Here is a 15,462-nt window from a genome sequence, read left to right as displayed (position 1 = left end):
CACTGATTTATCAACGATTTACTTACGACTTGTCAACGATTTATCAACGACTTATCGCTTATCGAATCGCAAATTTACAATCGCTATTCTTTGACTCTTTTCATAAGCTTGTAGTCGAAGTATCCTTCTGGCGATTTTTCGCCGCGAATCTCTTCCATAATTTCCGTCATGCGCACGCGTACGCGACGAGCTAATTCGGCAGCAGACTCCATAGGCGGCAAATCGCCCCAATGCTCCATATCTTTTAGAAGATCCGAATAGTCAAGACGCGCATCGTAGCACATTACAACGTTCTTCCTTGGCCACGGCCACCAATGATTAATGCTTGCAGCACCCCATGTAACAGCGCAAAATAGCGGAATTTGATGCCCCAGCCTGCGCGATGCTTCGAGTGCAATAACTCCGATTCCTGGCTTCATGCTCATAGGCCATTTTTGAGGGTCGCGCGTAACTGTTCCTTCTGGCCATACGCTAAGCGGCCTGCCGTTTGTAAGGATTTTAATCGATTCTTCTTCGATTTCGCGCGCTTTTCCGCTTCTGCGTGGAACTGGTTGCATGCCAACAAGCTGGAACCATTTTCCTAAGATTGGCCAATGCGCAAGTTCTGCTTTTGCCATGTATCGCGGACGGCGACCTTGGTGGAATAGAGACGTCATTGGCACAAAAACGTCGAACATTGTAACGTGCGTGCAAGCGGTTATAAACACGCCTTCTTCTGGCACATTCTCTAATCCCCATGCGCGCACTTTGCAACGAGACCTAAGCACTCTAGACGTTCCTTCGAGCAGGCGCTCAGTTGCTTTTGGATTTTGCGCGTTGATTTCTGCTGCGTTTGGCGTACGCGCGCCAGTTGGGTAGTAATAAGTAGGATCAACTAACTTGTGTGCGCGCGCTAAGCGTTCTACTTGCTCATCGCTGAGCGGCTTAACTGCGCTTCTAGGCGAAGGTTTTCCTTTAGATACCATAAGTCTATTGTGCCGCAAAGTATAAACCGCAAAATCTTCCATAAGCACACTACATGATTACGCCAGGCGCTGTAGAGATTCGAGATTTTTCGCAGCGGATGAAGCGAACCTCAGCATCTTTGATGGTGATTCGCTGAAGCAGCAAGAAAAATCGAGAATCTCGGTGATAAAAGCCACGCAAAAGTCCTAGATATCCAGAAGGTTTGATGTATTTCTCTACGAGCAATAAATAGCGCCGTACTAAAACCTAAAACCTTAGAATATTAACGTTCATAAACCATCCGTAAAAGTGCGCGTCACTTGCGAGGAGAGAAATACTCAAACCTCGCGCAACAGCAAATAGAGAAAATCGCTCGCGCGGATTAGCCGCGCTCACGTCTTCGCCGCGCAGAAGCAATGCTTCTGCCTTGAGCGGCTCAGCGCTTTGAAGGAGCTTGAAATGCATTATGCAATTTCAAGCTCAGTCAAATCGTGCAACGACTGAGCGTAGTTTCGGCACAATTCTCGCTATCAACCCGTGTTTAGGCGAGCACACCCACGCTAGAACAAACATAAAAGTGGCAACCAAAACGATTGTGCCGCCAGTAGCAGTGTCTAAACTCCAAGACAAGTACATTCCAAGAATCGAAGAAGCGCACCCAATAGCAGGCGCTAAAATCATCATCTTTCCAAGTCGGTCGGTAAGCAATCGCGCAGTCGCAGCAGGCGTAATCAAAAGCGCTAGAACAAGCACGTTTCCAATTATTTGCACAGATACTACTACAGCAATCGCAACTAAAACGTATAGCATTCCATCCAACCACGCTACTGGCAACCCCATTGCGCGGCTTGTTTCTCGGTCCATCGAAACGCATACTAGCTCTTTGTGGAACATCATTAAAAGCGTTACGATTATTAGCCCTGTTATTGCTACAACAGCAATGTCGGAGTCTGGGATTCCTGTAATGGAGCCAAATAGGAATGATTCCAAGGATCCTGCATAGCCCGAAGCTTTTGATATTACTACGATTCCCAGCGCAAATGCAGACACAAAAAATACGCCTATAAACGAGTCTTCGCGAAGCCTGCGATTTTGGCTAAAGATTGATACGATTAGCGCGGTTGCAACTCCTGCGAGCGCGCCGCCAAACAGCAAGTTTCCTTGCAGAACAAACGCGATTGCAAGTCCTGGAAAAACGGAGTGCGCTACTGCGTCTCCAATAAACGCCATTCCGCGCAGCACTACGTAACATCCTACAACTCCGCATATTACGCTAGAAAGGCACGCCACTATAAGCGCTTTGAGTAAGAACCAAAGGTCTGGGTTTGTAAGGTCTTGTATAAAGTCGATTGGAGATAGCATTATTTTTCTGCCCCACTTTCATGCGCCATAACGCGCTCTACAGCTTTGATTAGTGGATTTTGCGCATCCACATGGAATGTTTGCACCCATTGATTTGCGTTTAACGATTCTGGAGCGCCGTCTCCTACTATGCTTCCGTCAAAAAGCATGATTCTAGAACACGAGTTTATAGATCCGATTATGTCGTGCGAGCTCATCAAAATCGCTTCTCCCGACTTTGCTAAATCCAAAAAAAGACTCGTGAGTAGCTCTTGAGTAGGCATGTCTAAGCCTGTAAATGGCTCATCTAAAAGAAGCAATCGCGGCTGCCCTGCAAGAGCGCGCGCAACGAGTACGCGCTGCCTTTGCCCGCCCGAAAGCTCGCCGATTGTGCGATCCCTAAAATCCGCCATTCCTGTGCGCTCAAGAGAAGCAAGCGCTATCTCGTAGTCTTCTGTTTTTGCGCGACGAACGTAGCCAATGTGACGAATGCGACCCATCATTACTACGTCTAGTACAGAAAGCGGGAAATCCCACGCAATATCGTGGCGTTGCGGCACGTAACCAACGTTGTTTACTCGCGAATTAATCAAAGATTCATCGCTTTTACTAGCGTGCACTTCGAGTTTTCCAGAATGCGGTATTAGCCCCATAATCGCGCGGAAAAGCGTTGTTTTACCAGCTCCATTTGCGCCAAGAAGTCCCACAAATTCGCCACTTTTAATCGTAAACGAAACGTCTTTTACAATCGTGCGACTGCCGTAACTTACGCTTAAGTTTTGCGCGTTTATAACAGTATTCGCGTCTATATTCGCATCTATATTCGCATCTATATTCGCATCCATATTTCCCTCATTAATCTTCATAAATCCAACATCAATCTCACTTAAATCTCACTTCAAGCACTTTGCCAAAGAATCCGCATTCGCTCGCATCATATCCGCGTAAGTTCGCACTTTAGAGTCGAAAGCATCTCCATAAATCGGGCAAACTTTTACGTGCGCTTGCGCAGCAAGCTCTTTAAGCACAGACGAACGCGAGATCAAATTTGGCTCCAAAAACACAGCTGGAATCTCTAAATCGCGCAAAATCTGCTGCAATCTACGCCTATCTTGCACGCTCGGCTCGCTCGAAGGATTAATCGTTACAAATCCTGCAATATTCACGCCGTAAGTCTTACCCAAGTACGCAAAAGCGTCGTGCGTTGTAACCAAATTGCGCTTCTCTTTTGGTATTGACGCAACTTTTTTGCGCATATACGCGTCTACATCTAACAACTTGTTAATGTATCGATCCGCATTTTCGCGATATTTACGAGCATTTTTAGGGTCCACTTCGCAAAGGCGATCTGCGATTGTGCGCACGTATGCTATGCCATTTTTTACGGATTGCCACAAATGCGGGTCAATGTCTCCGTGAACGTGCTTTCCTAAAACTGCTTGCGGCAGCTGATAAATCTTTTGCCTTGCAGCTCCCAAAAACCTGTATCCTTGTTCGGCTGGTATCTCTTTTAGCGCGTTAGTTGGCACTTCTACAACAACATCTTGCGGCTTGTAATACACGCGTTTTGGAGCAGCGGAGCGCTTTTCTTGCAAAGTATCTACGCGGTACACAAATCCGCGTTTTGCTAAGTCGTAAGCCAAATCTGCATGACCCTTGTTCAGCACTACACTAGCTCCACGTTTTTTGGCTATTTTTTGCGCGTTTACGCCTACAGCAAATCGCATTTTAGCGTTTCCAAGGCTAGAAACTACCTCGTTTTGCGCGTTTAACATGTCGGCGTGCAATTCAAGCGTGTACTCGCCTGGCTTGCTAAATGCCCAGCTTAAATGCGTGTGCGCGTCTGCTGGCAAGTCTATGTGGTCTTCTGCGCTTATGCCGTTTGCGCTGTTAAAGTATGTTTCTACGCTTCCAAAAGTGCCAGTCAAGTATGCAAATAGCGCGCCTGGTCCGCTTACTTTTGTTGCTGTTAAGCGTATTCTGTCGGAACGCTTCATGTTGTATGCGTTAGGCTTTATTACAGTTGCGCGACCTTCTTTTGTTGCGGTAGAAGGCGCATTTGATTGCAAAGATTGGCCTGACTTTTCTAGTTGGCTAGCTTGCTGTGAATTTGTTTTTGTTTTATTGAGATTGTTGAGCGAAGCTAACTCACCAGCCGCCGCCGAGGGCGATTCTTCCGCACGCTTTTGCGTATTTGCACTCGTAGCGCCTTGCGCGCTATGCGCTTCCTCGCTCGGTTGCGCAGCCATGCGTTCTGTAGCAAGCCCTAGCCAAATCGTGTCTAAAGACACGTCTTCTATCATCGGAATAATATCCGCCGCGTGCTTAACGCTTTCTTCCGCAAGTTGCACATTTGGCACGCCTTTTCGCAAGTTTGCGTCTAAAGCTGTAATTACTCCGTGTTCTTCAAGCATCATGTAATTGCTAAAAGCAACATCCGCGTACACAACGTCTCTAATCGAACGCAAACGCGGCTCGTACGAATGCGGATCCGCGTTGTCTGGCACAATCGCACTCACATTTGCTGCGTCTCCTGCAACATTCGCAACCATATCTCGCAAAACGCCCGTAGTTGTTACAACGTTAATTTTGCCAGACCTTACGCTATTTGCGTGAAGTACACTATTAGGCGCACCGCACGCGCCCATCGGCAGCGCTGTCAAAACAGCTAGAGCCGCCGCAGCAGCACGCATCGCGCTCTTTTTACCTACTAAATCAACGAATTTCATTAATTTTACCAACGTTTTCTACGCACTATTTCAAACCCATAAGCGCGCTAAATAAGCCCCCTGCAGGTATTAGTCCGCGTTTGCGTAGAACAAACAATCCAGCTGCGCAAGTTCCAGAAATCGTTGCAATTCCAAGGCTTAAAGCAGTGTATGCAACTACTGGCTTGCGTTGGAACAAGCCTATAATTCCACTAGGTTCTTCGCTTTTAACGCCGCTTCTAAGGCTTTGGCTTAATCCTTTAATTCGCTTTGCGCCGTACTTTGATTGCAAGCCCTTTGACTTTCCTAAAGTGCTTCCAGAAAGACTTACAGACCTGCCAGTTTTGCCCGTTTTAGCAGACTTTGCAAGACCAGAGCCAGACCCAAAGAACGACGATTCTCCGCCAGAATAAGATCCAGCTAGCGAAGTTGAGCCGCCACTATTATTGCCATTGTTACCATTATTTGCATTTGTATTTACATTGGTGTTATTGACGTTACCATCATTCTGGACATTTTCCTGGCCATCTTCCTGGCCATCTACATCTTCATCATCACCATCGCCATCATCGCCATCTTCATCGCTTCCAGCGCTACAACTCATAGGCTTTTCCATTGGATCCACACCAATCGCAAAATGGAAGTCCTTTGCAACTGTTTTTCCATTTGCGCTTACAGCAAGACGAATCGTGTAGTACCCAGACTTTGAAAAATCCCAATTCAAATGCATATGCGTGTTTGCTGGAATAGTGTACGTGCGGTTTCCGCCGCTAGACATAAGCGTTTCAGCTTTTCCGCCTAACGAACCTTGCAACCAAATGCGCACGCTACCTGGCCCTTTTACAGATTTAAGGCTGATTTTACTTGGCTTGTGTGGGCTTAAATTCTGGTTACTCCAGCCAACCCATGGTACGCTACCTTTTTGTGTTTGTGGCAGTCTCCACACGCTACCGTCTTTAGCTGATTTTCCAGCATAAAACACAACTTTGCTAGGGTCACGCTTTACGTGGCTTCCAGTCACGTCTTCTTGTACTGCAAATCCTATTCCGTTACCAGTTGAATAGGTCGCTAAATCAACGTGACCATGTTTAATAACTAGCTTATTTCCTTGTAAATCCTTAAATTTTGAGCATTTTTTACTTGACTTTTGCTTTTTATTTTTGGATTTAGATTCAGCTTCAGACTCGCCACTACCACTGTTTTCGCCATCTTCACTACCACCTTGATTGGAGCCATGATTTGCTAATCCATCTTTTGGCTTTGCACCAGGCCATGGCGTTACGTAAACTCTGTTGTTGTTTCCGTTAATGACTATTGAAGTGGAAGAATCTTCACCATCTTCATCCCCATCTTCAGATTCTTCATCTTCATTGCCATCATCTTTTTTATCTGAATCAGAATGCATAAATTTGTTAAATCCGCTGTAATCGTTAAAACTATTGTCGTCCGCAATAGCTGATTCTCTACTATCTTTACTATCTTTAGAATCCGCGTTTTTCATATCCACTTCAAACGTGTAGTCTTGAAGGTCTTTAACAATACTTCCACTTTCAGTTATTGCAGCGGCTTCCATGCTAAGAACATACTTGCCTGCTTTTGTAAACACCCAGCTAACGTGCATATGCTTTTCTGCATCTACATACATTTTGTTCGGAAACTTTGTATTAGGCGTTCCTATAACAGGCGTTATTTCGCTATGAGCGTCTTCTTGGTACGCATACACAGCTCCACCCTTCGGCATAACTGCCTTTTTTATTGCAAAGCGAACAGCAACTATTCCAGCTTTTTTGTCTAATGTTTCTGTTGCAAAACCAGGCCACAATTTACTTGTATCTTGTGTTTGAGGCAATCCCCAAACTGGCACATTTGCACCATTTTCTGGCAAGAATTTTAAGCCTTCACTAGACTGCTTAGTGTTACTTCCAAGTACAAATATCAATCGACTTGTACTAAACCTAATATGATTACCACTATTGCCTGGGAAGTCATCTCCGCGCGTAGATAAAACAAACTTTCCGCTTTTGCTAATATACGTTGCAAAAGCGTCTGTATGACCTTTGTATACTCTACATTTTGCAATTATGGAAGAATCATCGACCTTTTCATCATCGTCTTTCATAGAAGCATATTTGCAAGCTTCTTCATTTTCAGATTGATTAGAATCTTCATTGTTCTTACCTTCAGCATTCTGATTGGAAACTGTAGAAGAATCTTCTTGTGCATCAGATGTATCTTGCCCACCTTGCTCAGCAGACTCCTCTTGCGCAGCTTCACTCGCATACGCACTACCGCAATTGCAGCAGCACATTGATGCCAAGAATCCAAAAGATATTATTGCGCTTATAATCGCGCTTATTAGTCTAAAGCAAATTAATGTTTTGTTACGCAAAGTTTTATTACTCAATGTTTTATTACGCATTGTTTTGTCCTAAATTATTAAAAATCGAAGTGTTTTGGTGCGAGTTGGAATCATGCTGATTAATCGCCATTTGGCGCGCACGCTTGCTCTTTACTACAGCGAATGCAATAAACGCAATAATTATGATTGTTAAAATCGCAAATACAATCATCACAATTTGCGCGATTGCTACAGTGTCGTCGGAGTTGGACTTATGCTTTTTTCTCGAATTATTTGCAAATTTATTGCCATTATTGTTTTCGCTATTAGCTGCGTTTCCGTCGCCATTACCATCCGCGTCTTCGCTGCCATTAGCCTCATCTTGCGCATCCGTTTGCGAAGCTCCGCCTTGATCTGCACTACCAGCACTTGCGCTTGGCAAAGCCGCTTGCGCATCCGTTTTATCTCCTACAGCAAAGTTAAGAACGCGAGTATCGCTTACAGCGCGACCATTCTTTAGCTTTCCAGAAAAAGTGAGCTTTACGTGGTAGATTCCAGGCTTAGAGAACACCCAATTTACATGCGTGTGCGCGTTCGCTTCAATCCAGCTGTTTTGCGGATATCCTTTAGTGCTATCCCATAATTGCTGTGGAGCATTATTGCCATTTTCCAAGTAAACATGCAATTTTCCAGGGCCACTTACGCCATCAAGAGAAAGATTTGCTCCGCGGTCTAGCTCGTTTAGCACTCCGCCTTCTTGAGTGTTCCACCCAAGCCATGGAACGTCAGGATTTTGAGTTTGCGGAATCACATAAAGCTTTGTTCCTGGCTTTTCGCCAATAAAACTGTAGGTAGAATCGTTTGGCATTGGAATAATCGAGTTGCTGCCAAGCTTAAATACCACGTTTTCTGGGTCTCTCCAAACTGGCTCATCGCCAGTATCATCGCGGATTTTCATCTTCCAGTTACCACCCGAAAGCGTTGGTCCAAAATCAGCGTGACCCGCTTGAATCATCACTGGCTGATTGCTTGTTACAGCATTCGCTGACCCAACAAGTGGAGATGGCATTAAAACTGTTGCAATCAACGTAATCGCCGAACATATTGCAGCAATAAGTGCGATTGCTACGTGATTCTTATTTTTACTCATTTTTTATCCTTAAGTCCTAAATTTGATTTTGTTATATTAGTTTTTCTAAAGTTTTGCGAACAGCTTTCTACAACAGCTTTATGCGTGGCTTCATCAAGAATGCGCCAGCTCCCGTTATTGCACACAAGCTCACGCTTGCAGTTCCAACAGCAGCTGCCACCCACTTTGTTTTATGGCTGTTTTCTTCGCTATTTTCTTGCTCGTCGTCTAATTCACTGTCGTTATAATCGCTAGAATCATTAGAATCTTCGTGACTATTTTTTACCTTCTTGTTACCACTCTTAAGTGGCTTAGACTTTTTTATCACTTTAGATTTCTTTGACTTTCCAAAGCTGCCAAGCCCTGCGAATCCACCGCCTAATCTTCCTGATTTTCCAGCGTTAACAAGCCTTCCGCCAGAAAGAGATCCAGCAGCAAGTGGCGTTACACTCTGTATTTTGTTTTCGCTTTGATTTTGGCTTCCGCTGTTATCGTCATTTTCATCTAACTTTTTGTCTGACTTCTCGTCGGACTTATTGTCTAACTTCTTTTTATTCTTCTTGCGATTCTTTTCTAAATCGCTATTGCTGTTAGAATCTTGACTATTTTCATCTTCCGCATCGTTTTTGTCGCCATTTTCATCGCCATTATTTTCGTCATTCTCATCCGTTACAGATTCATGACTCTTATTCTTCTTGCGATTCTTTGTGTTCTTGCGATTCTTCGCATGCTTACGATTTTGCTTGCGATTCTTTGTATTCTTGCGATTCTTATGCGCCCCAGAATTGCCAGCATCGCCAGCTTCCCCATCCTTCCTATCTCTCTTTATGTTTACATTCCAATCGCAAAAATCGTCGTATCCAGCATTCCTATACAAAGTTCCGTCATCCAAAACAAGCGAAGCGCGTATAACAGCATCTTGCATGCTCTTATCAATCACTAAATCAAGCGTGCTTCCTTCTGCCATTGGTATGTTCTTAAACTCTTTTTCGCCGTCTTTTTTAATCATCCACCTGTATTTTTTGACTATGGATGTAACAGGCTTTTCTGGTTCTCCTGCCTTACCATTTACAACAGGCACGCGAGGCGAATACAGCTTTGCATTAAGATGTACGGTTTCGCCAATCTTAACCTTGTTTTTGCCCTTAATTGCAACAACTGGCCTACCGTCGGCTCCGTGATCTTCTACAACAATTTTTGCAGTTGCGCGTTGTTTTTCATAATCAAAAGTGCCTTCAAAAGCCGTAACAATAACAGAAACTTGCATATTATTCATTGCAGGCTCTGGCGGAAGTATAAGCCTTTCTCCAATAAAGCAAGTTCCTTCCGTCCCCTTTTGCTCATCTGCACGCGTTATGCACCATTCATATGTAGGCCTTTTTATTTCTCCACTTGCGATTTTTTCCTTTAAACCATCCATGTATGTGTAAAGGTTTACGTCGCCGCCTTCTTCGTAAGAATGATAGTGAGGATGAGAGCCCGTTTTTCTAACTCCTAGAATGCATAACTGACCATCTTGGCACTCAGGGTTATCGCTAGGGTCTTCGTCTTTAGTATTTGCATCCAAAACTGGGATTTCCGCTTTTCCGCGTTCTCTAACAACCGAATCGCTCGAAACCATATGGCTGCTATTTGCATCAACTTCAAAAGTATATTTAGCAGTGTCTGTTTTAAGTGTTTTTTGAGTTACTCGATTCTTAATAACCGCATAAACCTCTAAAGTATAAGTTCCAGGCTCTGTAAATACCCAATTCGTATGCTGATGCGTAACCTGCGGCTGATGAATTACGCCTGGAAGCTCAAAACGACTACCTTCTTCACCTTCAACATCGTCTTTATCTTTGTATTCAAAAGACTTAGCTATATGCTCACCCTGCTTATTTTTATCCGTCTCCCATACTAAGACTTTTCCGCCTTTAGGAGCTGTTACTTTTTGCACAACAATGTCTGCAGTTGCTCCATCTGGATTTTCTGCGTCAACAGCGTATCTTGCTATAGACGTATCCCATCCTGGGAATAGCTCTTTATCTTGTTTATTACCAGATTCGTCTAAAAGCCAATAACCTTTTGATGCATCGAATGGTAACTTGTTTTTGTAATTATCAAAAGGCTTAGTGCTATACGAAGAGTTCCCAACCCTCATTGTTACGTTTTCTGGCTTGTAAAGCATTGAGTTGGCTTCAAAACCCATTATTAGCTTGTCATTGTGCATAAATGGATAAAAAATATCCATATGACCTTTTTTTAATTCATCCGTTTTATTTTCATAATACTTATAAGACGTTTTATGATCATCCGCGTACGCAGGATTTGCAGCACTGAACCCCGATACCAGCACCGCAAACGCAAGCACCGCAACGCCGCACATCACGAACGCGCGTTTTACCATATTCTTAATGACCTGAGTCATAATTACTATTTCGCTCTCTACACTTCATCTTCTCTATTTCGTCTATTCGCGCTCTTCTTTCACGAATGACTATTGAAGATATCTTTACAACGTGTATCAATAATAATAATGATTCTCATTAATAGTCAAGTCGACACTCCGATTAAACAAAAACGCTGGCAGCTCAAAGCAACCAGCGTCGATTATTTAATAATTGATTATTTAATAATTATTTATATTTTTAGCTAAAATCTTAGCCTTCCACAATATCTGCATTAAGGCAAGTCTTAAAGTGGCGCAAAGCCCACTCATGACCTTGTGGATCAAAGCTTGCGACTGCATCTTTGTGAACTACGATTTTGAATCCAAGATTATACGCGTCAACAGCAGTGTGAAGCACACAAATATCCGTGCAAACTCCCACCAAATGCAGCTCCTCAATATGACGTTCGCGAAGCTTAATCAGCAAATCCGTGCCATTAAACGAAGAGTAGCGCGTCTTATGAATGTAATAAACGTTGCTTTTATCTTTATTTGCTTCGTAAAAATCGCCAAGCGTGCCATATAACTTCTGGCCATGAGTTCCAGCAATATTGTGAGGTGGGAAAAGCTTAGTTTCAGGATGATACGGATCGTTTAGATGATGCGTATCGATTGCGAAAACAACGAATTCGCCATCATCTAGGAACTGCTGCGATATCTCTGTAATTCGCTTCTCGAGCTTTTGTGCAGGCTCTCCTACTGTAAGAGAGCCGTCACTTGCAACGAAATCATTCGTATAATCAATGTTAATAAGAGCCTTTTTCATACATACTTCCGTTTTTAATTGTGTTAAAGCTACACTTACACACTACTCTTTACGCTAACAAGATTCTTTACACTAACATGTTTCAGCGCAATCGCACTACAAATTTGTTATATTTGCATCACGCATGAGACGTTTGTAACGTTTTTTAGCTGATTTTCGTTACATTTGCATCATTGATGAGACAAATCTAACGAATCTGAAGCAAAGCGCTCAGTCAGCTCGTCGCGCGCTAACGACGCAACACGCTGATTAGAACTACAAACCCCGTCAATCTTTTCCGCTTTTTGTACCAGATTCCACTCATTTTACGTACATTCTCGGGGAAAACAACATATTAAATAATAAAAAAGCGGGGAACAATCAAGTTCCCCGCTAGAAGAATAATGCGGCAGCGTGTTAGTCTCCCACACCCTATCGAGTGCAGTACCCTCACCGTATCAGGCCTTAGCTTCCGGGTTCGGAATGGGACCGGGCGTCTCACCTGAGCCATGACCACCGCAAAACTAGATTATACACTCACTATAAGCGAGTGGCAAGCTGGCGGTTTGGGAACCGGACATGAACGCGAGCAACAAGAAGAACAATCATCAAAATCAACAACTTAACCATAAAATGACCGTTTAACACTCCATACTATTAAGAGAATTAAACGATAAGCAATACAAGTAGTATCACAATCGCCCATTAGTACTGGTCAGCTCCACCCCTTACAGGGCTTCCACATCCAGCCTATCAACCACGTGTTCTACATGGGGGCTCACACACAAAGTGCAAGGAATGCTAATCTTGGAGCAGGCTTCCCGCTTAGATGCTTTCAGCGGTTATCCCTTCCAAACGTAGCTAACCGGCAGCGCCACTGGCGTGACGACCGGCATACCAGAGGTTCGTCCACCCAGGTCCTCTCGTACTATGGGCAGGTCTCCTCAACATTCCAACGAGCGCAGAGGATAGAGACCAAACTGTCTCACGACGTTCTGAACCCAGCTCGCGTGCCGCTTTAATCGGCGAACAGCCGAACCCTTGGGACCTGCTCCAGCCCCAGGATGCGACGAGCCGACATCGAGGTGCCAAACCATCCCGTCGATATGGACTCTTGGGAATGATCAGCCTGTTATCCCCGGGGTACCTTTTATCCGTTGAGCGATGCCACGTCCGTACGCCGGCACCGGATCACTATCTCCGACTTTCGTCCCTGCTCGACCCGTCAGTCTCACAGTCAAGCCCGCTTGTGCGATTACACTCAACACCCGATTGCCAACCGGGCTGAGCGGACCATTGAGCGCCTCCGTTACTCTTTAGGAGGCAACCGCCCCAGTTAAACTACCCGCCAGGCACTGTCCCTAACACGGATAACGTGTCGAGGTTAGACGCCAGATATGGAAAGAGCGGTATTTCACTTGTTGACTCCACGCAAGCTAGCGCCCACGCTTCACAGCCTCCCGCCTATGCTACACGATCCACACCTAACGACAATACCAAGGTATAGTAAAGGTCCCGGGGTCTTTTCGTCCTTCTGCGCTTAACGAGCATCTTTACTCGTACTGCAATTTCGCCGGGCTCCTGGCCGAGACAGTGGGGAAGTCGTTACGCCATTCGTGCAGGTCGGAACTTACCCGACAAGGAATTTCGCTACCTTAGGATGGTTATAGTTACCACCGCCGTTTACCGGGGCTTAAATTCACCGCTTCGCCAAAGCTAACGGATCCTCTTAACCTTCCGGCACCGGGCAGGCGTCAGAGCGTATACAGCGGCTTACGCCTTCGCACGCTCCTGTGTTTTTGGTAAACAGTCGCTACCCCCTAGCTTGTGCCACCCCCAACAGCTCCGCTTGTAAAAAACATCACCATCAGGGGTCTCCCTTATGCCGAAGGCACGGGAGTAATTTGCCGAGTTCCTTGGCCAGGATTCGCCCGATCGCTTCGGTATACTCTACCAGACCACCAGTGTCGGTTTAGGGTACGAGCGGAATCACACCTCACGTTGAAGCTTTTCTCGGCAAGCAGGATCACCGGAATCAGCCATACGGCCTACCCATCACGCCTCAGCTTAACATCCCCCGGATTTACCTAGGAGACAGCCCACACGCTTAGCCACGGAAAACCACCTCCGCAGCCGGCTACCTACCCGCGTCACTCCCACGCTAACCTACTACCGATACGCTCCCAACACTAAACCAGAAGAAAACCCCGAAAGGCAATCAACCAGAATAACGAAGGTTAGTACTCTCAGATTCAGTTCGAACGGTGTAACACCGGTACGGGAATATCAACCCGTTCATCCATTCGACTACGCCTGTCGGCCTCGCCTTAGGACTCGACTCACCCGGGGACGACGAACGTGGCCCCGGAACCCTTAGTCATTCAGCGGACAGGATTCACACCTGTCTCTCGCTACTCATGTCTGCATTCTCACTCCCGTATAGTCCACGACAAGTTCACACTGCCGCTTCACCCCATACAGGACGCTCTCCTACCCCGCGTGAAAAAATCACGCAGTCGCGTCTTCGGTGGCGTGCTTAAGCCCCGCTACATTGTCGGCGCGGAACCACTAGACCAGTGAGCTGTTACGCACTCTTTCAAGGATGGCTGCTTCTGAGCCAACCTCCTGGCTGTCTATGCGACTCCACATCCTTTCCCACTTAGCACGCGCTTCGGGACCTTAGACGACGATCAGGGCTGTTTCCCTTTTGACGACGGAGCTTATCCCCCGCCGACTCACTGCCATGATAAACCTAACAGGTATTCGGAGTTTGGCTGCTATTAGTACCCGGTATGGGCCCGCAAGCATCCAGTAGCTCTACCCCCTGTAAGCAATAACATGACGCTGCACCTAAATGCATTTCGGAGAGAACCAGCTATCACGGAATTTGATTGGCCTTTCACCCCTAACCCCAAGTCATCCCCCCAGTTTTCAACCTAGGTGGGTTCGGTCCTCCACACGGTCTTACCCGCGCTTCAACCTGCTCAGGGCTAGATCATCCCGCTTCGGGTCCAGGACATGCGACTAAAACGCCTTTTAAAACTCGCTTTCGCTACGGCTCCCCCACCCGGGTTAGCCTCGCCACATACCACTGACTCGCAGACTCATTTTTCGATAGGCACGCCGTCACCCCACAAGAAGGCTCCGACGGATTGTAAGCGCACGGTTTCAGGAACTATTTCACTCCCCTCCCGGGGTGCTTTTCACCTTTCCCTCACGGTACTAGTACACTATCGGTCAGACAGGAATACTTAGGCTTACCCAACGGTCTGGGCAGATTCACGCGGGATTCCACGAGGCCCGCGCTACTTGGGAATAAACATAAAGAGACATCGCACGACCTGCTACGGGGCCATCACCCTCTACGGCTGGGAATTCAATCCCATTCACATAACACGATGTTTTATCACTCTCCTCAACCCCGTCAGAGGCTGAACAGTCAATCCCACGACCCCGAATACGCAACACCTGACGGTTATCACACGTACTCGGTTTAGCCTGATCCGCTTTCGCTCGCCACTACTCACGGAGTATCCTTTCCTGCAGGTACTGAGATGTTTCACTTCCCTGCGTACCCCCCACAAAAACTGTGGTGACCACCCATAACAGTGGCCGGGTCTCCCCATTCGGAAATCCTCGGATCAAAGCCCACTCGGCAGCTCCCCGAGGCATATCGCAGCCCGTCACGTCCTTCATCGGTCCTGTCTACCAAGGCATCCACCATACGCCCTTACCAGTGATACACCAGTAAAAAGCCTATCGCTTAACTCTCTAGACAATAAATCATCACACTAAACGATCACAAAACGATCAAGCGACTCCACC

At 46.0% G+C, this 15,462-nt stretch carries 7 protein-coding genes, 2 rRNA genes and 1 pseudogene; all 10 read right to left on the bottom strand.

Annotation, left to right across the window (positions count from 1 at the left end; all coding sequences use genetic code 11):
* Window positions 1-83 precede the first annotated feature (83 nt).
* A complete protein-coding gene (locus HXT23_RS00505; RefSeq protein WP_415680857.1) occupies window positions 84-965 on the bottom strand; it encodes a lysophospholipid acyltransferase family protein in 882 nt (293 codons plus the stop codon).
* Between the two features lie 460 nt (window positions 966-1,425).
* Entirely contained in the window at window positions 1,426-2,307 is an 882-nt protein-coding gene (locus HXT23_RS00500) for an anchored repeat-type ABC transporter permease subunit (protein WP_422112896.1), read from the bottom strand.
* Window positions 2,307-3,152: an anchored repeat-type ABC transporter ATP-binding subunit gene (locus HXT23_RS00495; protein ID WP_422112895.1), complete on the bottom strand. Its 846-nt coding sequence runs from the start codon at window positions 3,150-3,152 to the stop codon at window positions 2,307-2,309. The genes HXT23_RS00500 and HXT23_RS00495 overlap by 1 nt, the downstream gene beginning before the upstream one ends.
* Before the next feature lie 27 nt (window positions 3,153-3,179).
* Entirely contained in the window at window positions 3,180-5,015 is a 1,836-nt protein-coding gene (locus HXT23_RS00490) for an anchored repeat ABC transporter, substrate-binding protein (RefSeq protein ID WP_422112894.1), read from the bottom strand.
* 25 nt (window positions 5,016-5,040) lie between these two features.
* Entirely contained in the window at window positions 5,041-7,413 is a 2,373-nt protein-coding gene (locus HXT23_RS00485) for a choice-of-anchor M domain-containing protein (RefSeq protein ID WP_422112893.1), read from the bottom strand.
* Window positions 7,409-8,482 (bottom strand): annotated as a pseudogene (locus HXT23_RS00480) (TIGR03773 family transporter-associated surface protein); the annotation flags it as partial. The gene HXT23_RS00485 and the pseudogene HXT23_RS00480, both read right to left, overlap by 5 nt.
* A gap of 67 nt (window positions 8,483-8,549) precedes the next feature.
* Window positions 8,550-10,871 carry a choice-of-anchor M domain-containing protein gene (locus HXT23_RS00475; RefSeq protein WP_422112892.1) on the bottom strand — a complete coding sequence of 774 codons (2,322 nt, stop codon included), beginning with the start codon at window positions 10,869-10,871 and terminating at the stop codon, window positions 8,550-8,552.
* A 232-nt stretch (window positions 10,872-11,103) separates the two neighbouring features.
* The gene (locus HXT23_RS00470) at window positions 11,104-11,658 is read right to left on the bottom strand and encodes a cysteine hydrolase family protein (protein WP_128813911.1); all 555 of its coding nucleotides are present in this window, start codon (window positions 11,656-11,658) and stop codon (window positions 11,104-11,106) included.
* Between the two features lie 383 nt (window positions 11,659-12,041).
* A 5S ribosomal RNA gene (gene rrf / locus HXT23_RS00465) occupies window positions 12,042-12,158 on the bottom strand.
* Window positions 12,159-12,323: 165 nt separating this feature from the next.
* Window positions 12,324-15,381, bottom strand: a 23S ribosomal RNA gene (locus tag HXT23_RS00460).
* Window positions 15,382-15,462 lie beyond the last annotated feature (81 nt).

Source organism: Gardnerella sp. DNF00257 (assembly GCF_049262745.1).
Lineage (GTDB): Bacteria > Actinomycetota > Actinomycetes > Actinomycetales > Bifidobacteriaceae > Bifidobacterium > Bifidobacterium piotii.
This window is presented reverse-complemented; position numbering and strand designations above follow the sequence as displayed.

Coding starts and splice junctions, on each gene's coding strand:
- HXT23_RS00505 (WP_415680857.1), bottom strand. CDS start 965: ATGGTATCTAAAGGAAAACCTTCGCCTAGAAGCGCAGTTAAGCCGCTC.
- HXT23_RS00500 (WP_422112896.1), bottom strand. CDS start 2,307: ATGCTATCTCCAATCGACTTTATACAAGACCTTACAAACCCAGACCTT.
- HXT23_RS00495 (WP_422112895.1), bottom strand. CDS start 3,152: ATGAAGATTAATGAGGGAAATATGGATGCGAATATAGATGCGAATATA.
- HXT23_RS00490 (WP_422112894.1), bottom strand. CDS start 5,015: ATGAAATTCGTTGATTTAGTAGGTAAAAAGAGCGCGATGCGTGCTGCT.
- HXT23_RS00485 (WP_422112893.1), bottom strand. CDS start 7,413: ATGCGTAATAAAACATTGAGTAATAAAACTTTGCGTAACAAAACATTA.
- HXT23_RS00475 (WP_422112892.1), bottom strand. CDS start 10,871: ATGACTCAGGTCATTAAGAATATGGTAAAACGCGCGTTCGTGATGTGC.
- HXT23_RS00470 (WP_128813911.1), bottom strand. CDS start 11,658: ATGAAAAAGGCTCTTATTAACATTGATTATACGAATGATTTCGTTGCA.